This window comes from Nocardia sp. NPDC056100 (genome assembly GCF_042266325.1).
GTDB lineage: Bacteria > Actinomycetota > Actinomycetes > Mycobacteriales > Mycobacteriaceae > Nocardia.
In genome coordinates, this window is record NZ_JBHJVY010000005.1 from 375,636 (window position 1) to 395,092 (window position 19,457).

At 67.1% G+C, this 19,457-nt stretch carries 20 protein-coding genes; 9 read left to right on the top strand and 11 right to left on the bottom strand.

Translation table 11 applies throughout. The features are described 5' to 3' along the window. Positions 1–4 precede the first annotated feature (4 nt). Positions 5–1,003 carry a 1-aminocyclopropane-1-carboxylate deaminase/D-cysteine desulfhydrase gene (locus tag ACFC0O_RS38295; RefSeq protein ID WP_375966947.1) on the bottom strand — a complete coding sequence of 333 codons (999 nt, stop codon included), beginning with the start codon at positions 1,001–1,003 and terminating at the stop codon, positions 5–7. Positions 1,004–1,072: 69 nt separating this feature from the next. Here ACFC0O_RS38295 and ACFC0O_RS38300 point away from each other — a divergent pair, with 69 nt between their 5' ends. Further along, the gene (locus ACFC0O_RS38300; protein ID WP_375966948.1) at positions 1,073–1,963 is read left to right on the top strand and encodes a hypothetical protein; all 891 of its coding nucleotides are present in this window, start codon (positions 1,073–1,075) and stop codon (positions 1,961–1,963) included. Positions 1,964–2,174: 211 nt separating this feature from the next. Then, a complete protein-coding gene (locus ACFC0O_RS38305; RefSeq protein ID WP_375966950.1) occupies positions 2,175–3,494 on the top strand; it encodes a phytoene desaturase family protein in 1,320 nt (439 codons plus the stop codon). On the opposite strand, the gene ACFC0O_RS38310 is transcribed toward ACFC0O_RS38305, so the two are convergent. Beyond that, complete coding sequence (locus ACFC0O_RS38310; RefSeq protein ID WP_375966951.1) at positions 3,451–4,098, bottom strand: TetR/AcrR family transcriptional regulator; 648 nt, start codon at positions 4,096–4,098, stop codon at positions 3,451–3,453. The two genes, ACFC0O_RS38305 and ACFC0O_RS38310, sit on opposite strands and share 44 nt — an antisense overlap. A 70-nt stretch (positions 4,099–4,168) precedes the next feature. Between ACFC0O_RS38310 and ACFC0O_RS38315 the strand changes: the two genes are divergently transcribed. Then, complete coding sequence (locus ACFC0O_RS38315) at positions 4,169–5,587, top strand: cytochrome P450 (protein ID WP_375966952.1); 1,419 nt, start codon at positions 4,169–4,171, stop codon at positions 5,585–5,587. On the opposite strand, the gene ACFC0O_RS38320 is transcribed toward ACFC0O_RS38315, so the two are convergent. After that, complete coding sequence (locus tag ACFC0O_RS38320; protein ID WP_375966954.1) at positions 5,584–6,594, bottom strand: hypothetical protein; 1,011 nt, start codon at positions 6,592–6,594, stop codon at positions 5,584–5,586. The genes ACFC0O_RS38315 and ACFC0O_RS38320 overlap by 4 nt on opposite strands. A 123-nt stretch (positions 6,595–6,717) precedes the next feature. Between ACFC0O_RS38320 and ACFC0O_RS38325 the strand changes: the two genes are divergently transcribed. After that, positions 6,718–7,509 carry a 3-oxo-5-alpha-steroid 4-dehydrogenase gene (locus ACFC0O_RS38325; protein ID WP_375966955.1) on the top strand — a complete coding sequence of 264 codons (792 nt, stop codon included), beginning with the start codon at positions 6,718–6,720 and terminating at the stop codon, positions 7,507–7,509. On the opposite strand, the gene ACFC0O_RS38330 is transcribed toward ACFC0O_RS38325, so the two are convergent. From ACFC0O_RS38330 to ACFC0O_RS38340, 3 genes are all read right to left on the bottom strand, one after another. Beyond that, positions 7,506–8,780: a diguanylate cyclase domain-containing protein gene (locus ACFC0O_RS38330; protein ID WP_375966956.1), complete on the bottom strand. Its 1,275-nt coding sequence runs from the start codon at positions 8,778–8,780 to the stop codon at positions 7,506–7,508. The two genes, ACFC0O_RS38325 and ACFC0O_RS38330, sit on opposite strands and share 4 nt — an antisense overlap. A 37-nt stretch (positions 8,781–8,817) precedes the next feature. After that, a complete protein-coding gene (locus tag ACFC0O_RS38335) occupies positions 8,818–9,627 on the bottom strand; it encodes an SAM-dependent methyltransferase (RefSeq protein WP_364633422.1) in 810 nt (269 codons plus the stop codon). A 120-nt stretch (positions 9,628–9,747) separates the two neighbouring features. Then, complete coding sequence (locus ACFC0O_RS38340) at positions 9,748–10,479, bottom strand: M50 family metallopeptidase (RefSeq protein WP_364633424.1); 732 nt, start codon at positions 10,477–10,479, stop codon at positions 9,748–9,750. Between the two features lie 187 nt (positions 10,480–10,666). On the opposite strand from ACFC0O_RS38340, the gene ACFC0O_RS38345 reads away from it, so the two are divergent. The 3 genes from ACFC0O_RS38345 to ACFC0O_RS38355 are packed head-to-tail and all read left to right on the top strand — an operon-like array spanning position 10,667 to position 14,947. Then, positions 10,667–11,827, top strand: a complete 1,161-nt coding sequence (locus ACFC0O_RS38345) for an LLM class flavin-dependent oxidoreductase (RefSeq protein ID WP_375966958.1) — start codon at positions 10,667–10,669, stop codon at positions 11,825–11,827. Between the two features lie 28 nt (positions 11,828–11,855). Continuing rightward, a complete protein-coding gene (locus ACFC0O_RS38350) occupies positions 11,856–12,611 on the top strand; it encodes an HAD family hydrolase (protein ID WP_375966960.1) in 756 nt (251 codons plus the stop codon). Next, entirely contained in the window at positions 12,611–14,947 is a 2,337-nt protein-coding gene (locus ACFC0O_RS38355; RefSeq protein WP_375966961.1) for a glycoside hydrolase family 65 protein, read from the top strand. The genes ACFC0O_RS38350 and ACFC0O_RS38355 overlap by 1 nt, the downstream gene beginning before the upstream one ends. A gap of 3 nt (positions 14,948–14,950) precedes the next feature. Here ACFC0O_RS38355 and ACFC0O_RS38360 read toward each other — a convergent pair whose 3' ends face one another. Then, entirely contained in the window at positions 14,951–15,631 is a 681-nt protein-coding gene (locus ACFC0O_RS38360) for a TetR/AcrR family transcriptional regulator C-terminal domain-containing protein (protein WP_375966963.1), read from the bottom strand. 101 nt (positions 15,632–15,732) lie between these two features. Between ACFC0O_RS38360 and ACFC0O_RS38365 the strand changes: the two genes are divergently transcribed. Then, positions 15,733–16,227: a nitroreductase/quinone reductase family protein gene (locus ACFC0O_RS38365; protein WP_375966964.1), complete on the top strand. Its 495-nt coding sequence runs from the start codon at positions 15,733–15,735 to the stop codon at positions 16,225–16,227. A 24-nt stretch (positions 16,228–16,251) separates the two neighbouring features. On the opposite strand, the gene ACFC0O_RS38370 is transcribed toward ACFC0O_RS38365, so the two are convergent. The 3 genes from ACFC0O_RS38370 to ACFC0O_RS38380 are packed head-to-tail and all read right to left on the bottom strand — an operon-like array spanning position 16,252 to position 17,678. Next, the gene (locus ACFC0O_RS38370) at positions 16,252–16,818 is read right to left on the bottom strand and encodes a hypothetical protein (protein WP_375966966.1); all 567 of its coding nucleotides are present in this window, start codon (positions 16,816–16,818) and stop codon (positions 16,252–16,254) included. Between the two features lie 34 nt (positions 16,819–16,852). Then, a complete protein-coding gene (locus ACFC0O_RS38375; protein ID WP_375966967.1) occupies positions 16,853–17,245 on the bottom strand; it encodes an NUDIX domain-containing protein in 393 nt (130 codons plus the stop codon). 37 nt (positions 17,246–17,282) lie between these two features. Continuing rightward, positions 17,283–17,678 (bottom strand): nuclear transport factor 2 family protein, encoded by a 396-nt coding sequence (locus tag ACFC0O_RS38380; protein ID WP_375966968.1) that lies wholly within the window; start codon positions 17,676–17,678, stop codon positions 17,283–17,285. A gap of 118 nt (positions 17,679–17,796) precedes the next feature. On the opposite strand from ACFC0O_RS38380, the gene ACFC0O_RS38385 reads away from it, so the two are divergent. Further along, positions 17,797–18,402, top strand: a complete 606-nt coding sequence (locus ACFC0O_RS38385; RefSeq protein ID WP_375966970.1) for a TetR/AcrR family transcriptional regulator — start codon at positions 17,797–17,799, stop codon at positions 18,400–18,402. A 44-nt stretch (positions 18,403–18,446) separates the two neighbouring features. Here ACFC0O_RS38385 and ACFC0O_RS38390 read toward each other — a convergent pair whose 3' ends face one another. Continuing rightward, complete coding sequence (locus tag ACFC0O_RS38390) at positions 18,447–19,382, bottom strand: hypothetical protein (RefSeq protein ID WP_375966971.1); 936 nt, start codon at positions 19,380–19,382, stop codon at positions 18,447–18,449. Positions 19,383–19,457 lie beyond the last annotated feature (75 nt).

Below are 19,457 nucleotides of genomic sequence, written 5' to 3' on the forward strand. Positions count from 1 at the left end.
CCTGTCAGCGTGGGCCGTTGGTATTGAGGAAGACGACGGTGCCGGTGCCGAACCGGCCCTGCCCGTTCATCTCCAGCAGCGCCGCCATGGCCTTGGCGGTGTAGACCGGCTCCAGGGTGAGATGTTCCAGATCGGCCGAAAGCGTCTGCGCGGTGGTGGCTTCCATGGTGGTGCGGCCGTAGCCCGGGCCCAGATAGTCGGTCACGATATCGAGATTGGTCAGGGCGGAGATGTTTTCGGGCAGTCGCGCCCCGCGCTCGCGCAGCACCTGCGCGGATCGATCGGCCAGTCGGTACAGGGTGGCCGCGTCCAAGCGCAAAGTGTCATTGACGACCACGCCGACCACCCGGGTGGACAGGCCAGCGAGTCGCAGGCCGAGGGAGAGCCCGGCGACCGTGCCGCCGGATCCGACCGGGGCGACCAGATGGGTGGGCTCGGGCAGTTCCCCCGCCCGCACCTGCGCGGCGAGTTCGAGTGCGGCCTCGACATAGCCGAGCGCGCCCACCGGTGACGATCCGCCCGCGGGCAGGAAATACGGTGGCCGTCGGCCGGAGAAATTGCGGGCCAGAATGTAGGGAGCGCTCAGGATCGTGCGGGTCTTGTTCCGGGTGAAGTACAGTTTCGCGCCCGAATGCCGCAGTCGCTCCAGCTGGCTGCGCACATGGTCGTCCACCGGCTGATCGATAAGTGCCAGTACGGTTTTGAGTCCCAGCTCGCGGCCGTACAGCGCGGTCGCCAGTCCCCAATTGGTGCCGAGCCCGCCGACGGTGACGATCGTGTGCCGTCCCAGCCGCAGCGCGTCCGGCAGCAGCCATTCCAGTTTGCGGACCTTGTTGCCGCCCCAGCCGCCGTCGCCGAATTCGCTGTCGTCCTTGATCCACAGCTCCGCCGCGACCGAATCCAACGCGGACAACCGCCGCACCGAGGTCGGACTCTTACCGAGTTCGATATGCGGCAGCGTGCTCTCGAGTTCGGGGTACTGCTGATGCAGATGCGGCGTCACACACACCAACGTATCGACTGCCCAGTCCAGATACGAGCGTGGCGAGGCGCACATGAGTCATGCTGGAGCATGACCACCAATTCGGAGCCGCCCGGTCGACGCACCGGACCGCTGCTCGCGCTGGTGGTGGTCGGGGTGGCGCTCGTACTCGCCATTGCCGCCACCACATATTTCATTGCTCATCGCGACAGCGGCGGGGGCACGCCCGAATCCGTCACCCTGCCGCCGGGGACGACGGTCGTCCAGAACTCCGCGGGAGTGCCCCCTCCGTCCGGCGGCGTCACCGCCGGACAGCCCGTGCCCTCGACGATCGCCCCGCAGCCGGGCACCACCGCGCCCTCGACCGCGCCCGCCCCGGGCTTCGCCCATCAGGCGCTGTGGCCGTTCGCCGATGAGGCGGCGGCAGCCCTCTGGCAGCAGTCCTATCGCGACGGCGGGCATCAGCCCTGGCATCTGGATCCCGCCGCCACCGCACTGAACTTCACCCAGGGCTACCTCGGCTACGACAACTTGAACAAGGCCGTATTGACCACCACCAAGGGCGAAGAATCCTGGGTGACAGTCGGTTTCGACAATCCCAACGGTGTCGCCATCGTCGCCGCCATGCTGCATCTGGCCCGGATCGGTACCGGAGCGGACGCGCCCTGGGAGGTCATCGGCACCGATGACCGCACCCTGTCCCTGGACAATCCGGTGTATGGCGCGAAGGTGAATTCGCCGCTGGCGGTGGGCGGTCACGTCACCGGCGTCGACGAGAGTCTGCGGGTACAGGTCCGGCAACTCGACAAAGCGCAAGCCGTCGGTGAGATTCCCGGAATCCCCGCGGGCGGGCAGAACAGTCCGTGGTCCGGCAGTGTGCCGTTCACCGCGACCTGCCCGGGCACGCTGACCGTCGCGGTCGCGACCGGCGGCCACATCGAGGCGGTGGAGCGTTTCGCGATCACCGGGGTGCACTGCTGATCCGCTCACCTGGGACGATGACGACACCGGAATGATTCGCGGCGCCGACGGCGGTTCGGCGCAGCGTATTCGGCCGCGCGCCGAAAAACCGGTGTTGTTCCCGGATGTCCCGCTTATCCGCGAAGTGCGGGACAATTGGGTCGTATCACCGATATGGCCGACGCTCAACCGGGGGAATCCCGTCGGCTGAGCTTTCCTAAGGAGCCTCGCCATGAGCGAGAACCATTGGGACGCACTGGTTGTCGGAGCGGGGGCGGGCGGGCTCTGCGCCGCCGCCCGGCTTTCACACCACGGCTACCGCACCCTCGTCGTCGAATGTCTGGATCGGGTCGGGGGGCGCGCCTCCACCGAGGACGTCTACGGCTTCAAGATAAACACCGGGGCCATCGGCGTCGAGTTGGGCGGTATCACCGAGCAGACCTTCACCGAGGTTGGCGCGAAATTCGAAGTGCGACCGGCGAATCCGCCGATCCTGTACCGGATCGGCGGGCGCACGGTCGATATCGCCACCGGCGGCTGGCAATTGCTTATCTCCCAGCTGATTCGCCAGGGCGCGCCACTGATCCAGGACACGGCCGAGCGTGGCGGCGGTATGCCCGACCGCGAGCTCTGCACAGCGGATTGGGTGCGCGGCCACACCAAAAACGCTGCGGTACACGGGATCTTCCGCGCCATGTGCGGGACGGTGTTCGCGGCCGCGCCCGAGGAGCTGCCCGCGCGGGTCTTCCTGACGCATTTCTCCAGCACGGCGGCGTTCGACAATTTCGGGTTCTGCCCCGAGGGCACGATCGGATTGTGGAAGGCGCTCGCCGAGGTCGTGGAACGCAATGGGGGACAGGTATTGCTGAGCACGCAGGCGCTGCGCCTGCACGTCGAGGACGGCCGGATCACCGGGGCGACCCTGCGGCAGGGCGGTGAAAGCCGGGAAATCACCTGCGATTTCGCGGTCAGCGATATCGGGCCGTCGGCAACGCTAGATCTCGTCGGCCCGGAACACTTCCCGTCGGAGTACATCGGCACCGTCCTGCAGGGTGATCTGCCCAGCGCCATGATCTCGGTCAACTTCACCAGTCGCGACAAGCTGCTGGACGCGCCCGGTCTGCTCAGCTTCGTCAATACCCGAAGACTCTGCTATGCAGCCGATTTCACCGCCACCTGCCCGGAGATGGCCCCCGAGGGCTGGCATCTGTACGTCGGCACCGGCGTGCCCAAACCCTCGGTCGGCGATTTCGATGTGGAGGCCGAGGCGGCACTGGTGCTGCAGGATCTGCGCCATGAGATCGACGGCTTCGACGAGGCCCGGTTGCTCTCCATCGCCGTCACCCGGGACGACTGGCCCACCCAGCGCACCGTCGCGGGCTACGACATGCCGCACGACACACCGATCCCGAATCTCTGGAATGTCGGTGACGCGGTGAAGGAATACGCGCACGGCGGCACCACCGCCTGTGCCGAAACCGCCAAGATCGTGGTGGACAAGATCCTGCTCAGCGCAGCTTCGCGGCCGTCCCCGGTAGTCGATCCACCATAGCCACCACATAGTCGGCCACGATCTCGATGAGCACGGGCCGCTCCACCTTCAGCCCGCCGTCCAGCCAGACCAGGATGAGTTCGGCGGCCCCGCCGGTGATGAGCTGCGCCAGCGCGGTGAGCGCGGTGTCATCGCCCGCTGGGATATCGAGCAGCGTGCGGGTCTGCTCGATGATGGTGGCGGCCACCTTGCGCATACCGTCGAACCGCATGCGCATCAGCGCCTCGCTGCCGTACGCCTGCGCGAAGGCGATATTGGCGCGCCGCGGATCATCGGTCATCGCGATGATGAGGGCGGCGACTCCCGCGCGGATCTTGGTCTCGGGATCGCCTGGGGTCTCGGCCATGGTGCTGCGGGCCTGATCGAGCGCGGCCGACTGCACCTCGTCCAGCAGCGCGGCCGCCAAAGCGTCCAGATCGCTGAAGGATTCGTAGAAGAAGCGCGGACCCACCTTGGCCTGTTCGCACACCCCGCGCACGGTCAGCGCGGCCAGGCCCTGGGTGCCGACGATCTCCAGGGCGGTGTCCAGGAGCCTGCGCCGCCGCTGTTCCCTGCGCTCATCGGTGGAGGTTCCGCGATAGGTCCCGTTGAAAGCTCGCGTCACCCACACAGCTTCGCACAGATATCGGGAAACAACCGTTTACGGAAACAATCGTTTCCGCTACCGTTGGAACATGGTGCCTCGAAAAGCCGTGCTGAACCACAGGATTCAAGCTCATGCGGCCGGGGTGCTGGAGCGATACCCCTCCGCACCGCGCGCCCTGGCCACCCCGCCGCCCGGGAGCGGCCTCAAACCCGTCATGGGTGATTTCGGGCCGCCGGGGGTCGGTCATATCGTCAGCCAGCTCGCGGATCCGATCGGCTTCTCGCGCCGGCGCATGCAACGCTTCGGCCCGGTGCAGTGGTCCGGGGCGTTCGGCCGCCCGATCGTCGGATTGCTCAGTCCGCAGGCGCTCGAGGAACTGGTGCTGGATCGGCAGCACGCGTGGTCGGCCCAGCGCGGCTACGACTTCCTGATCGGGCCGTTCTTCCGGGGCGGAATCCTGTTGCGGGACTTCGAGGAACACGCCTATCACCGCCGTATTCTGCAACAGGCGTTCACGCGCTCGCGGCTGATCGGATATCTCGATCTCACCACACCGCGCATCACCCGGGGCGTGGACGGCTGGCAGCCCGGGCCCCGATTCCCGCTCTACGATCACGTCAAGGCGCTGCTGCTGGAACAGGCCACCGCGGTCTTCGCCGGAGCCGAACTCGGCCCGGAGGCAACGCGTTTGGGGCATGCCTTCGAGGACGCCGTCAAGGGCGGACAGGCCATGCTGCGATTCCCCATGCCGGGCGGCATCTGGAATCGGGGTCTGCACGGGCGGCAGCTGCTGGAGGAGTACTTCCGCCGCGAACTCCCCGCCAAACGCGCGGGGGAGGGCGACGACCTGTTCAGCGTGCTGTGTCAGGCCAGTACCGAGGAGGGGGAATCCTTCACCGACGCGGACATCGTCGATCACATGATCTTCGTGATGATGGCGGCGCACGACACCAGTACCAACGCCATCTCCATGCTGAGCTATGAGCTCGCGCGGAATCCGAAGTGGCAGGACCGATTACGCGAGGAGTCCCGGGCGCTGGGCAAACCGACCCTCGACTACGCGGATCTGGATCAGCTCACCGGTTTGGATCTGGCGTTCAAGGAGACGCTGCGGATGTACTCCCCGGTCGGGCAGGTGGTGCGCGAATCCGTTGCCGATACCGAGATCTCGGGCTACTACATTCCGCGCGGCACGGTGGCGATCTGCGGCGCGTACGTCATGATGCGCTCCGCCGAGTACTGGCATGATCCGGATGTCTTCGATCCCGAGCGGTTCGAACCCCAACGCGCGGAAGACAAATCGCACCGCTTCGCGTGGCCACCGTTCGGCGGCGGCGCGCACAAGTGCATCGGGCGCTACTTCGGCGGGATGACCGTCAAGGCCGTCATGCATCGCATGCTGCTGAACTACCGCTGGAGCGTGCCGCAGGGGTACGAGGTGCCGCTGGTGGCGGGCACCGGTCCGCAACCGGCGGACGGGTTGCCCATCACCCTGGAACGGCTCTAGCGCACATCGCGCGGTACCCCGAGTTCCACATCGAGATAGCGTAATTCGGGGTCCCGGCGCTTGCCGTTGCGGAACGCCCGGAACACCAGGTCCTGCGGATGCCGCACCGCGAACACCTCGCGGAAGGTGGTCACCGTGCGCCGGGGTGTGCCGAGCAGCCGTGGGTTGTACCCGGTCTGCGCGACCGGTCCCTCCCAGATGAGCGCCGCCCCGCCCGGCACGCTGTGCGGGGCGAAGCTCCAGCCCAGATCCCGCATGCGCCGGTCGAATTCGCCCGCGCCGAGTCCGGCCACATCCCAGCCGCTGGCCTCGTTGAACAGCTGCCGCCCGTGCAGGAATTGCACGAAGCACGGATCCGGTCCGGGATGTGGCGTGCTGAGATTGATCACGCCATCCCACGGCAGCGTGGTGAGCGACCACGCCAGCCGGGTCTCGAAATCGTCCCAGTCCGAACAGAGTACGGGCGCGTCGCGCTCACTCGGGCGCTCGGCCGCCAGGCCGTAATCGCCGACGGTATCGGGTGCGTCCAGACTCCAGGCGCTGAAGCGCAGCCGTTCCGGACGCATGGTGAGGCCGCGCGAGAGCACCGCGACCACCGATTCGGCGACCTGTTTGCGCTGTGCCACGGTGGCGGTGCGCCGCCAGCCGGTGCTCCACTCCCGGGCCGTCTCGGGGCGCTCGCGCACCCGTTGCACGGCGCGCCACTGCGCATCCGGTGCGGCGCTATCGGATTCGAGCGGCAGCGGGCACGGATCCCAGACGCCCTCGGGCTGGGTGCGCAAGACCGCGAGCAGTCGTTCGGCCTCGGCCGGGTTCGGCGGCACCGCGACGACGACCTCGATATCGCTGCCCTGCTGCGCGAAATGCGCGTGCCGCCCGATACTTTCGTCGCGCACCTGGATGAAGCGCGGATTCCATTCCAGGCCGAATCGATCGGCCTCCTCGTCTTCCTCCTCCAGGAAGAACGGCATCCACTTCAGCAGTACATCCCAACCCTGTGTACCCATCCTCGCCTCCCTCCAGGCTGTCCGCCAACCTACCGGGCAGTAGAGATCGATGCCCCGTACGGGTATCGAACGGACCACCCCGCGTGGTAGAACCTGTTCTAGTTTTACTACGAAGGACCCTGAATGAACTGGTATACCGGTAACACCGTCTATGACACCGTCTTGACGATCGCGTTCGGATTCGCGGCATTCGTGCTGGTGGGCGGACTGTTCGGGCAGAGCCCGTACGGCCGCTTCGCCACCGCAAAGCTGGGGCTGAACCTCAATCCGAAGCTCGGCTGGTGGCTCATGGAGATTCCAGCCACCATCGTCTTCGCGGTCGCCTACCTCAGCGGTCCGAATCGATTCGAGCCGACTTCGCTGGTGCTGGCGGCCATCTGGATTCTGCACTACGCCAATCGCGGCTGGTTCTTCCCCCTTTCGATTCGTCAGGTGCCGGGCAAGACCAGCAGTTTCAATGTCTCGGTGCTCGGTATGGGCATGTTCGTCACGGCGCTGCACGGCTATCTCAATGGTGCGCTGTTCAGCCATGATTATCTGGGGCAGTACGGAACCGACTGGCTCACCGATCCGCGCTTCCTGATCGGTCTGGTCATCTACCTGAGCGGTTTCGCCCTGCTGACCAGCTCGGAGTGGATCGTGCGGAACCTGCGCGACAAGAACAATCCGGGCGCGACCGAATACAAGATCCCGTTCGGGCTGGGCTTCCGATTCGTCACCAGCCCAACATATCTCGGTGAGTTGATCGCCTGGGCGGGCTTCGCCATCCTCACCTGGGCGCTGCCGGGCGTGGTCATCTTCCTGATCACCTTCGGGAATCTGGTGCCGCGCGCCTTCGCCACGCACAAGTGGTACCGGGAGAAGTTCGCGGACTATCCGGCCGAGCGAAAAGCCCTGGTGCCCTTCGCCATCTAGCGTCCCTGGCGCGCCGCCTTATCGCGATACATGGCGGTGTCCACGGCATGCATGAGCTCGTCGATGGCGGTGGAGTGGGTATCCACCAGTGCGGTACCGATACTCGCGCCCACCGTCACCGAAAGCCCCGCCACATCGAAGGGTTCGCGCAGCGCCGCCAGAATGCGATCCGAGACGGCGGTCAATTCCGTTCTGCCCGTGCAATCCTCGACCAGCACGATGAATTCGTCCCCGCCCAGCCGGGCCGCCACGGCATTGTCCGGCAGCGCGGCGCGTAACCGCAGCGCCACATCGCACAGCACCCGATCCCCGGCGGTATGCCCGCGCCGATCGTTGATCTCCTTGAACCCGTCCAGATCCAGATAGCACACGCCCACTTGACCATTGGCCGCGGCGAGCCGGTCGAAGAAGAGCAGGCGATTGGGCAGTCCGGTCAGCGAATCATGGTGCGCGTCGTACCAGAGCTGATCGGCCAACTGCTTGCGCTCGGTGACATCGACGGTGACCCCGATGAGGAAGCGCGGATTACCGTCGCTGTCGCGCACCACCGACATGGACAGGTCGATGATGGTGACGGAGCCATTGGGCCGGGTGTGCACGGTCTCGGTGCGGAAGCTGTCCACCGCGCCGCTGAGCAGCTGCTGGAACTGTTCGAAGGCATTGCCGATATTGACGGGCCCGAGGATATCGGCGACCGATCGGCCCGGCATGGATTCGGCTGGGACGCCGAGGACTTCGGCCATGGCGTTATTGACATCGACCACGCGGCCGGTGGTGATATCGATGGTGCCGATGCCCACCGACGCGCCCGCGAAAATGGCTTGGAAGCGCGCCTCGGACAATTGCCGCCGGGCCTCGGCCTCGCGGGCCGCGATGAACGCCGCGGCCATGGTGGCTTCCTGTTCGGCCAGTGCGGCCCCGCGTAATCCGGCGGTGAACTCGGCGGCGAATTCGGCGGCCACATCGATGGCGCGTTCGCGCACCGGGCCGAAATCCGGGCAGTCCGGATCCGGGCAGACGGCGGCCACCAGATCCTTGCAGAGCACCAGTACCGACCGGTGCACGGCAAGGGGGTCACGGTAATTGGCGGCCACCAGCGCGGCGGCGGCCGCGCGCGCCACATCCGAGTCGGCGGTGCCCCGCACGGCGGCGATGAGCCCCTCGGCGTACGGGGTCAGCAGTGCTTCGACCTGGTCGCGGTTCAGGGTCGGCGCGACCGCGCCGTCGAGCATGCTCGCCCAGCGCACCGCCAGTTCGTGTGCCGCTCCCATCGCTGACCCCCTGCCGCCCCGAAAGCCCTACTCGGACTCAGGCTTTCCGGGCTACGCCGGCCAAACCGAGTGAGCGCCCCGGGGTTTCATGCTGATCGCGCTCGGATTCCGGGCGCCACAGCGGTAGCTCCACCACGCCCGGCTCGAGTAGCTCCCAGCCGTCGAAGAAACCGGTGATGGCCTCGCGGGACCGGAAATGAATGCCGACCTTGCTCTCATTGGCGGCGTTCGCGCCGAGCTTGGCGGCGTCCTCGGGCCGGGTGGCGGTGGTGAGATGGGAGATGGCGACATAGCTGCCCGATGGAACGGCGGCATGCAGGGCGGTGACCGTCTCGCCCGGGCGGTCCTCATCACCGAGCAGATGCAGCACCGCGAACAGCAGCACGCCCACCGGCTGATCGAAATCGAGCAGGCCGACCTCGCGGGCGGCGGTGAGCAGATCCGCGGGTTTGCGCAGATCCGCCTCGATGGCGGCGGCATGGTCATTGCCGCCCAGGATGGCGCGCGCGTGCGCCACGGCCACCGGATCGATATCGGCGTACAGCACCCGGCAGGTCGGATCGATCTCCTGCGCGACCTCGTGCACATTGCCCGCGGTCGGAATGCCCGAGCCGATATCGAGGAACTGGGTGACGCCGGAATCCACCAGGAATCGCACGGCGCGGCGCAGGAAGGCGCGATTGCTCAGGGCAACCCGGGGCAGGTCCGGTACGAGCGATTTGCCCAGTTCTGCGGCCCGGCGGTCGATCTCGAAATTATGCGAGCCGCCGAGCAGTGCGTCATACATGCGAGCGGGGCTCGCCTGCGACATATCCACGCCCTCCGGGGCCCATGCCGGTCTGTCCATCCTGCACCCTCCTGCAATCAAAGAACCCGGCCGTGGATCCCCGTGTTCGGCGATCACCCGGCCGGTGCACACCCGCGATGTTAGCCCGCGTTCTCCAGAAATCTTGTAGCGGTACCGATCTCAGGACAGCGGTACGCCCGCCAGCAGCAAACGCACGCCGACCACGAGCGCGCCCACCGCCACCGCACCGAACACCAGCACCCACACTAGTCCGGGCACATGCGTCAGGCGCGCCAGCTGATCGGCATCGGAATTCGGCTCGTGACGGCGATTACGCTGCAACTCGATCACCGGGCGCACCGCCGCCAGCAACAGGAACCACGCCGCCAGATAGGCCAATCCGGCCTGGGTGTCATCGGTGCCGAACCAGGACACCACCACGATGATGCCGCCGATCACCAGCACCGTCAGCAGGCCGTACCCGTTGCGCACCTTCACCAGCAGAATCAACAGCAGTACGACGGTGAGCCAGAGCATGAGCGTGATCCGATGCGCGCCGAGCAGGCCCGCGTACGCCAGGCCCAGCAGCGCGGGCGCGGGATATCCGGCCGCGGTGGTCAGAATCATGCCGAGGCCGTACGGCTTTCCGCTGGACACCGTGAGCCCGGAGGTGTCCGAATGCAGGCGGATGCTGTTCAGCCGCCGTCCGGTCAGCAGGGCGGTGAAGGCGTGGCCGCCCTCGTGCGCGATGGTCACCACATTGCGCATCAGCCGCCAGCTCGGGCGGAACGCCACCAATAGCAGCGCGACCACTCCGGTTCCGATCACCAATTGCCAGGGCGGCGCGGACTGGGTGGTGGTCAGTCGATCCACGATCGAGCTGCCGTGTTCGACGAACTCTGCGCTGTACATCGCCGAACCATAGCGAGTGTGGCTGTGCCGGACCACCGAACAAGAGTGCCGGACCACTGAACGAGGGTGCCGGACCGATGAACGCGCGCCCCGGACCAATGCGCGCCGTTTCTCGCATACGACGGCGGGGTCGACGTGATAATCGGTGGGGGCTCGCAGGGGGTGCGCCCGCCGAGAGGAGACGGCCGTGCCGGACTCGCAGCAAGGCAAATCATTCGCGGTGGGCACGCTCGCCGGTGTCAATCCGCCCCTGGCGACCGCGCGCTTCATGGTGAAGGCGGCGCGCCTGGGACGGCTGGATTCGATTCTCGCGCCGGATCATCTGATCAGCGTCTTCCCGAAATCGGTGTGGGACACCGATTTCACCCCGCAGGCCAAGACGGTGCGCAGTCCCGATGAGCAATTCGACTACGCCCCGCTGCTGGCGCATCTCGCCGCGGGCGCTGGCAAGGTGCAGTTGGGGGTCGGCGTGACCGATCCGCACCGGCGGCATCCGGTGCTGCTGGCGCAGACCTTTCTCACCCTGGCGCATATGACCAAGACGCCGCCCATTCTCGGGATCGGCTCCGGTGAGACGGAGAATCTCGATCCGTACGGATTCACCTGGAACCGCCCGGTGGATCGGCTCGAAGAGGCATTGCAGGTGCTGCGCCTGGCGCTGACGTCGACCGAGCCCATCGAATTCACCGGGAAGTACTACCGGATCGACCACGCGCCAATGGATCTGGTCGCTCCGCCGGATCGCATGCCGCAGATCTGGATCGGCGCGCACGGTCCCCGCATGCTGGAACTGACCGGCCGCTACGCCGACGGCTGGTACCCGTGGGAGTCGATGCCGCCGGACGAATACGAACGCCGCTGGAAACTGGTGCGCAAATCCGCGAGCGCGGCCGGCCGGGATCCCGATGCGATCGTTCCCGCGGCCATGGTCCAAATCCTGCCCGCCCGCACCAGATCCGATATCAAGCGGCTGCTGCGTGCACCGGGCGTGCGCTACCTCGGTCTGTTCGCCTCCGCCGAACTCTGGGCGCGGCACGGTGCGAAACATCCACTGGGAGAGAACTTCCGCGGGCTCATCGATCTGCTGCCGCATCGCCTCAGTCGCGCCGAGGTGCAGGCGGCCATCGCCGAAGTGCCCGATGCGGTGCTGTACGAATGGCTGATCATCGGCACCCCGGCCGAAATCCTTTCCCGGGTACGCGAACTCGCCGACGCGGGTCTGCGGCACGCCATTATCTTCCCGTCGTCGGCGCTGGTCTCGAACGCGGACGCGGCTTTCGGCTACGGCGTCGTACTGTGGCTGGCCGCCCGCCTGCGCCGGTCCGTGCGGGAGAGCGCCACCGTTTGATCGTTCGGGGTCCGGGTACCGCCGGGGCATGGTTCATGTGGATGCGCGAGTGGGTCTGCCCGAGACGATCTCGGCGGTGCTGTTCGATCTGGACGGGGTGCTGACCAGTACCGCGGCGGTGCACGAGCGGGCCTGGAAACAGGTCTTCGACGAATTCCTGGTGCAGTGGTGCGGAGCGGGGACGCCGCTGTTCTCGGGTGCGGACTATCGCGATCACGTGGACGGGCTGCCGCGCTTGGACGGCGTGCGCGCGTTCCTGAAGTCCCGGAATATCACCGTGCCGGAGGGGGAAAGCGGTGATCCCGCCGACGGGTGGACGGTGCGCTCGATCGGGGACCGCAAGGATCGGGTGCTGCGCGGGCTGATCGACCGGGAAGGCGTACACGTCTACCCCGGATCGGCGGACTATCTGACCGCGGTGCGGGCGGCGGGACTGCGCATCGGGGTGGTGTCCTCCTCGGCGAACGCCGCCTCGGTGCTGACCGCTGCCGATCTGGCCGGTTTCGTCGAAATCCGCATCGACGGGAAGACTTTCGCGGAACGCGGTCTTGCGGGAAAGCCCGCACCGGATGGATTCCTCGCCGGTGCGGCCGAATTGGGTGTGCGACCGCAGGAGTGTGCCGTCTTCGAGGACGCCATTTCCGGAGTGGCGGCCGGGCATGCAGGTAAGTTCGGATTCGTGGTGGGGGTGGAGCGCACCGGCGAAGCCGAGCACGCCGAGGCGTTGCGCGCCGCCGGGGCGGATGTGGTCGTCGCCGATCTGTCCGAGTTGGTGAAGCGCTGATGGGGGAGAACGGGTTTCAAATAGCGCCGTGGGAATTGCGCTGGTGCGGACTCGATCTCGACGCGCTGCGCCGCACCGAGTCGATTTTCGCACTCGCCAATGGGCATCTGGGTCTGCGCGGGAGTTTCGACGAAGGCGAACCGGTGGGCTTGCCGGGGACCTACCTGAACGGTTTCTACGAATCCCGCCCGCTGCCGTACGCCGAGGCCGGATTCGGCTATCCGGAGCTGGGTCAGAGCGTGGTGAACGTGACCGACGGCAAGATCATTCGCCTGCTGGTGGGCGATGAGCCGATGGATCTGCGCTACGGGCGCACCGGGCCGCACGAGCGGGTGCTGGACTTCCGCTCCGGCACGCTGCGGCGCAGCACCGAATGGACCTCGCCGACCGGGCGGCGGGTGCGCATCCACTCCGAACGCCTGGTGTCCTTCACCGATCGCGCGGTGGCCGCCATCCGCTATGAGGTGGAACCCCTCGACGGCGGGATCGAATTGGTCGTGCAATCGGATCTGCTTGCCAATGAACCGATTTCGGCGGCGCACGGCGATCCACGGCTGGGCGCGGCGCTGGACCGGCCGCTGGTCGCCGAGGATGCGGTGGCGCACGATCTCGCCGCGGTGCTGGTGCATCGGACCCGCGATTCGGGATTGCGGGTGGCGGCCGCCATGAATCATGAGCTCGAGGTGAGCGAGTCCGCGCGCTGCGATGTGCACGCCGAGGAAGATCTGGCGCGGGTGACCATCGCGGTGGACGTCGCGGCGGGAAATCGCCTGCGCCTGACCAAATATCTCGCGTACGGCTGGTCCGCGCGGCGCTCCTCGCCCGCACTGCGCGCACAGGTCGATGCCGCACTGGCGTCCGCCATGGAGACCGGCTGGGACGAACTGTGCGCGCGCCAGCGCGAGTACCTCGACGAGTTCTGGGCGCAGGCCGATATCGAGGTGGACGGTGATCCCGAGCTACAGCAGGCCGTCCGCTTCGCGATGTTCCATGTCTTGCAGGCGGGTGCGCGCGGTGAGGCCCGCGCCATCCCCGCCAAGGGCCTGACCGGGCCCGGTTATGACGGGCACGCGTTCTGGGACACCGAAACCTATGTGCTGCCGATGCTCACGTACACCGTGCCGCAGGCCGCGCGGGACGCATTGCGCTGGCGGCATTCCACGCTCGATCAGGCGCGCAAGCGCGCGGAGGAACTCGGCCAGTCCGGCGCCATGTTCCCCTGGCGCTCGATCAATGGTGAGGAGGCGTCCGGCTACTGGCCGACCGCCACCGCCGCCGTGCACGTCAATGCCGATATCGCCGACGCGACCGTGCGCTATCTGGCCGCCACCGGCGACGAGGAATTCGATATCGAGTGCGGCGTAGAGCTTCTGGTGGAAACCGCCCGGCTGTGGGCCAGCCTGGGACATCTGGAATCGGACGGGTTCCGCATCGACGGCGTCAGCGGTCCCGATGAATACTCCGCGCTCGCGGACAACAACCTCTACACCAACCTGATGGCCCGGCGGAACTTGCGCGCCGCCGCCGACGCCTGCGAGCGCCGCCCGGAGGTCGCCGACAAGTTGGCCGTCGACGCCGAGGAGTACGGCCGCTGGCGGAAATACGCGGACGCCATGGTGCTGCCCTACAACCACGAACTCGGCGTGCACGAGCAGTCCGAGGGCTTCACCCGTTATGCCCGTTGGGATTTCGACGGCACACCGGAGAAGAAGTATCCGCTGCTGCTGCACTACCCCTATTTCGACCTGTACCGGCTACAGGTGGTCAAACAGGCCGACCTGGTGCTTGCGATGTACCTGTGCCCCGGCATCTTCGACCTGGAGCAGAAGACCCGGAACTTCGGCTACTACGAACAACTGACCGTGCGGGACTCCTCACTGTCCGCGTGCATGCAGGCTGTCATGGCCGCCGAGGTCGGACATCTGGACCTGGCCTTCGACCACTTCGCCGAGGCGGCCCTCACCGATCTGCACGATCTGCACCACAATGTCGGTGAGGGACTGCATATCGCGGCGCTCGCGGGCACCTGGATCAGCTGCGTCGGCGGTTTCGGCGGCCTGCGCGATCACGAGGGCGAACCCGCCTTCGCGCCGCGCCTGCCCGAACAGCTCGACCGGCTGGCCTTCCGAATTCGCTGGCGCGCCAGTCGAATAGCGGTCGAGATCCTGCCGCAGCACACCACCTATCGCCTGCTGTCGGGTGATCCGGTCGGCCTGCGTCACCACGGCATCGCCCACACCCTCACCGATTCCGCACTGACCCTGTCGAATCCGCCCGCACCGACCCCGCCCCCGGTCTCCGCACCCGCCGGGCGCGCACCGCGCCGCCGCGAGTGAGGCTCAGCCCGCCGACCGCAGCCGTTCCAGGCCGTCGAGGATGAGATCCAGGCCGAATTCGAATTCGGTCTGGTCATCGCACCAACCCAGCAGCGCACCGGTGTCGTCGTGCGTGTCGGCGGCCATCATGCCGACGATATTGGGGAAGCGGTCGGCCATGGCGGTGAGGGCGGCGACCGCGTCCGGTTCGCTCTGATCGGCAGGGGGGCCGAAGAGTTCCTGGGTGAAGCCGAGGGCGCGGCTGCCCAGGCTGTGCATGGCGTGGTGGGCGAGTTCGTAGGAGAAGCCGCCGCCGCGGAGCAGGCCGATGACGCCGTCGAAGTAGGCGACGATCGAGAGCGTCATGGGGGAGCGGGTGCCGATCAGCGCGGGGGCCCACGGATGGCCGAGCAGAATGTCGCGGGCGATGAGAATGCGCTTGCGCAGCAACGGTTTCCAGTCGGCCGGGTCGTTCACGACCGGTGATCCGACGGCCGCGGTGATGCTGTCGAGCACGACTTCGGCCATGCCGTCGAGCAATTCGGCCTTATTGGCCACGTGGTGGTAGAGCGACATCGCCTCGACGCCGAGGTCGGTCGCGATATTGCGCATGGTGACCGCTTCGACGCCGTCCCGGTCGGCCCGCGCGACCGCGGTGCGGAAAATCTGCTCCCGGCTCAGGCGGGGACGTTGATCGGTGACCATGACAGACAAATTTACCGTACGTCGTAAGTCTCCCAGGTCTTGACAGCCTTACAACGTAATGTTTCCCTGGTTCCATCAGACTTACGTCGTAAGGGAGAGTGATGAGAACCATGTGGATCGTGATCGCGATAGGGGTGGGCACGCCGGTGGGCCTGGCCCTGGGAGCGCTGTTCTTCCTGTTGGCGGTGATGCAGACGGGATATGAACCCGGGCTCGCGCTGGTGCGCCGCTTCAACCGGCGGGTCACCAATCGGCGGGTCATGAAGACCGCCGGTCAGCGCGGGTCGGACGCCTCGGTGGTCCGGCACACCGGCCGCTCCAGCGGGAAGGAGTACGCGACGCCGGTCGGCATCACCGAGGCGGGCGAGGATTTCCTGATCTCACTGCCCTACGGCACCACGCCGGACTGGCTCAAGAATGTGCTGGCGGCCGGTACCGCCGAGGTCGTGCACGAGGGCGCGACCTACCGGATCACCGAGCCCGAACTGGTGCCGGTCGCCTCGGTGGCCCGGTACCAATCGCGCTCGGAGCGCTTGGGGCTGCGACTGTTCGGGGTGGACCAGGTCCTGCGCCTGCGCAGGGCGGCGGCGCAGTGACCCGGTATTCGCAAGGGGTACGGGCTATTTCAGGTATCTGAGCAGTCCGAGGTTCGGCTCCAGCACGCCGTCCTGGCCCAGGGCCAGGAAATCGGACTCCACCGCCGCGCGCTCCAGCCTGCCCGCCCGCACCGCCTGATACCGCACATAGGACCAGACGAAGACATCGAGGTTGTCGAAGCGCGTCCCGGCTTCGACAACCTCTTCCTCGTGAAACCACACGGCCACTTGACCATTGGTGAGTACGACGTAGAGGTTGCCGCCGCCGTCCGCGCCGATGGAGTAGAGATCGTCATCGGTGAGTTCGGTGGTGTAGTCCGAATCCAGGATGCCGCAGTCGTTCCCGGTGAAATCGAAGCCGTAGGACCAGTCGTAGATATCCAGGAACTGCGGCATGGCATCCGAGCGCACCCGCCGATCCAGGGCGGCGAGCGCCGCCGCGTCCGCGGGCTGCAAACGAGCGAGAAACGGTGCTACCGAACGGGTTTCCACGGGAACGTGAACCGGGTCGTCAGCGGGGAACCAGCGCGCCAGATCGGCGTCGAGATCGCGATCGATATAGCCGGTGAGATCGGTGAGAGTGAGCGTCACGCGGCGATTGTAGAAGGACCGGGTGACAGTGACCTCAGCTCGCGAGCGCAGCCCGGAAATGCGCGGCGAGATCCAGGGCCGCGGCCTGCTCCGGGGTGACCCAGGCGTGGTCGTCATGTTCCTCGGGGTTGAGAGTGACCGGGCCGGAACCGCTTTCGATCACCTCGTAGACGCGGGCGTGAATGCGCAGCGGGCGACCGGCCACATCCATCCAGGAATGTTCGGCGCGCTCACGGGTGACCGTCACTGTCAGCCCGGTCTCCTCGGATACCTCGCGGACCGCGGCCTGTTCGGGGCGCTCACCGGGTTCGATACCGCCACCGGGCAATTCCCAGCGGCCCGCCAGGAAGACGCCCGGGGCGCGACGGATCAGCAGGACCGCGCCGTCGCGCTCGATACGGCAGTACACCAGGTGCTTATCGCTCACCCCGATGATCATGCCACCGGCTCAGGCGATTTCGGGGTCAGGATACTTCCGCCGGTGCGGCCAGGGCGGCCTGCATGGCCACGCCGTCCACGTACGAATGCTTCTCCCGGACCAGGCCGTTCTCGACGAAGACCACATCCGCCAGATCCACCGCGACCGGCGATCCGGTGACGGAGGTGCCGCGCAGCACCCACTGCACCACCCAGAAATCCTCTCCGACACGGAGACTGACCTGTTCGAAGGTGAGATCCGGGACCAGGGCGAAGGTTCCGGCGGCGGAGGCGCGGATCTCATCGCGGCCGCGTGCGGGCGCACTGCCCGAATGCAGGTGGAATATCGAATCGGGAGTGTGCAATTCGACGATGCGGTCCGGATCGTGGTCGGCCCAGCAGGCGTGATAGCGCTCGAAAAGGTCTCTGGTGGCATCGGACATGATGCGAAATCCTTCTAAGATACAAACAGGATGACTGTATGTAACGGTAGCACCGGCGAGAGCGCGATATGCCTCGAATCGAAGACGCGGCGGTGCTGCCCTAGACTTCGACGTCGCCATGAACGCTGATCGCCGAACCCAAGCCGAACGCTCGGCCTCCACTCGCGGCGCGGTCATCCGCGCGGCGCGAGAGCTGTTCGGACAGTACGGATATGGGGCGGTCAGCACGGTCGCGGTGGCGGCTGCCGCCGGGGTCAGCCGGGGTGCGCTCTACCACCAGTTCGGTGAGAAGCGCGAACTGTTCGAGGCGGCGTTCGAAGACCTGGAACGCGATCTGGTCCGGGTGATCGGCGCGGCCGTCGCGGGAGCCCGGGCCACCGATCCGCTGGCCAGCCTGACCATCGGGTGCCTGGCCTGGCTGGACGCCTCCACCGCACCGGATGTGCGGCGCATCGCGCTGTTGGACGCGCCCGCGGTGCTGGGGTGGAGCCGCTGGCGCGAGATCGAACTGCGGCACACCATCGGCCTGGTGGAGAACGCGCTGGCCGGTGCCATCGCGGCGGGACGGGTACGCGCGCAACCGGTTCGGCCGCTGGCGCTGATCATCGTCGGGGCACTGGACGAAGCGGCCCAATGCCTGGCCAACACCACCGATGCCGACGCCGAGACCCCGGCCATCCGAGCGGTGATCGAACAGCTGATCGCGGGCCTCGCCGTCGAATAGCCGTAGTCGAGCGGGTGATCGCCGACGCCGCGGCGAAATCGGTGTCAGGACAGTCGGTTCCGGGCGGCTTTCGCTCGGCGTTCGGCGGCCTCGAGTTGCTGCTCGGCGTGGCGCAGGGATTCCTTGGCCGAACGTTCGGCGGCGGCGGTGAAACGGCGTTGTTCCTGGGCCTGGGCCAATTCGTCGCGGAGTTCGGTGATGCGCGAATCGAGGTCTGTCAGTTCGGCGGTGGCGGTGTCGTGTTCGGAACGCGTGGAAAGTACCGCGGCGCGGGCGGATTCGATCTCGGCGAGCGATTCCTTCAGTTCGCGGCGCGCCTCGGCCTGCGCTTTGGCCTGCGCTTCGGACGCTTTATCGCTGTGGCCTGAACCGGTCCGGGGCGCGGACTCGGTGGATTGTCTGCGGGGTGTACGACCGGTCCGCGTGTCGTGCGATGTGCTGTCAGGCGTCCCGGCCGCTCCGGAATCCTTTGCGGCACCGCTCGTATCGGGGACGGCGACGAGCCCGGCGGGACCGAATCCTTCGTAACTGGCTGCGGCGGTGAGTGTTCCGGCGCTGACTTGATCGCCGATCTCCGGATCGGCCAGCGCGGCCTGGAGGGTGCCGCCGATATCCCGCAGCACCGATTCGGTGAGCCGCTGTCCGTGCGAGGCGGCGAGGTCACCGGCCTTGCGGGTGAGTGCGCTGATCACCTGCTGCCGCTGAGTGCTGAGCGCACGCAATTGCTCGGCCGAGAGTCGGCGCTGCGCCTCGCGCAGGGCCGCGCCCAGGTCCATTAGTGCGGCCACGTCCTCGGCGGCTTCGCGGGCCAGCAGATTCACCGCCCACGCCGCCACGGTGGGCCGCCGCAACTTCCCGATCTCCGCGGCCAGCGCCCTGTCCCCGTCGGCCCGCGCCTGACCGGCCCGTTCGGTGCGCAACGCCACGAAGTCCGCGGGCGCCGCCCCGTAGAGTTCGGCCGCAACCTCGTCCAGCGTCATGAGAGTCAAGCCTACGAGCCCGCCGGACCGCCCGGGCGCATGGTTCGCCCGGGTGTTGCCGGGGACCGAAAATCA

Excerpts from the sequence above, each read along its gene's own strand:
- ACFC0O_RS38300 (WP_375966948.1), top strand. The coding sequence starts at position 1,073 with ATGACCACCAATTCGGAGCCGCCCGGTCGACGCACCGGACCGCTGCTC.
- ACFC0O_RS38305 (WP_375966950.1), top strand. The coding sequence starts at position 2,175 with ATGAGCGAGAACCATTGGGACGCACTGGTTGTCGGAGCGGGGGCGGGC.
- ACFC0O_RS38315 (WP_375966952.1), top strand. The coding sequence starts at position 4,169 with ATGGTGCCTCGAAAAGCCGTGCTGAACCACAGGATTCAAGCTCATGCG.
- ACFC0O_RS38320 (WP_375966954.1), bottom strand. The coding sequence starts at position 6,594 with ATGGGTACACAGGGTTGGGATGTACTGCTGAAGTGGATGCCGTTCTTC.
- ACFC0O_RS38325 (WP_375966955.1), top strand. The coding sequence starts at position 6,718 with ATGAACTGGTATACCGGTAACACCGTCTATGACACCGTCTTGACGATC.
- ACFC0O_RS38330 (WP_375966956.1), bottom strand. The coding sequence starts at position 8,780 with ATGGGAGCGGCACACGAACTGGCGGTGCGCTGGGCGAGCATGCTCGAC.
- ACFC0O_RS38335 (WP_364633422.1), bottom strand. The coding sequence starts at position 9,627 with ATGGACAGACCGGCATGGGCCCCGGAGGGCGTGGATATGTCGCAGGCG.
- ACFC0O_RS38340 (WP_364633424.1), bottom strand. The coding sequence starts at position 10,479 with ATGTACAGCGCAGAGTTCGTCGAACACGGCAGCTCGATCGTGGATCGA.
- ACFC0O_RS38350 (WP_375966960.1), top strand. The coding sequence starts at position 11,856 with ATGGTTCATGTGGATGCGCGAGTGGGTCTGCCCGAGACGATCTCGGCG.
- ACFC0O_RS38355 (WP_375966961.1), top strand. The coding sequence starts at position 12,611 with ATGGGGGAGAACGGGTTTCAAATAGCGCCGTGGGAATTGCGCTGGTGC.
- ACFC0O_RS38360 (WP_375966963.1), bottom strand. The coding sequence starts at position 15,631 with ATGGTCACCGATCAACGTCCCCGCCTGAGCCGGGAGCAGATTTTCCGC.
- ACFC0O_RS38365 (WP_375966964.1), top strand. The coding sequence starts at position 15,733 with ATGAGAACCATGTGGATCGTGATCGCGATAGGGGTGGGCACGCCGGTG.
- ACFC0O_RS38380 (WP_375966968.1), bottom strand. The coding sequence starts at position 17,678 with ATGTCCGATGCCACCAGAGACCTTTTCGAGCGCTATCACGCCTGCTGG.
- ACFC0O_RS38385 (WP_375966970.1), top strand. The coding sequence starts at position 17,797 with ATGAACGCTGATCGCCGAACCCAAGCCGAACGCTCGGCCTCCACTCGC.
- ACFC0O_RS38390 (WP_375966971.1), bottom strand. The coding sequence starts at position 19,382 with ATGACGCTGGACGAGGTTGCGGCCGAACTCTACGGGGCGGCGCCCGCG.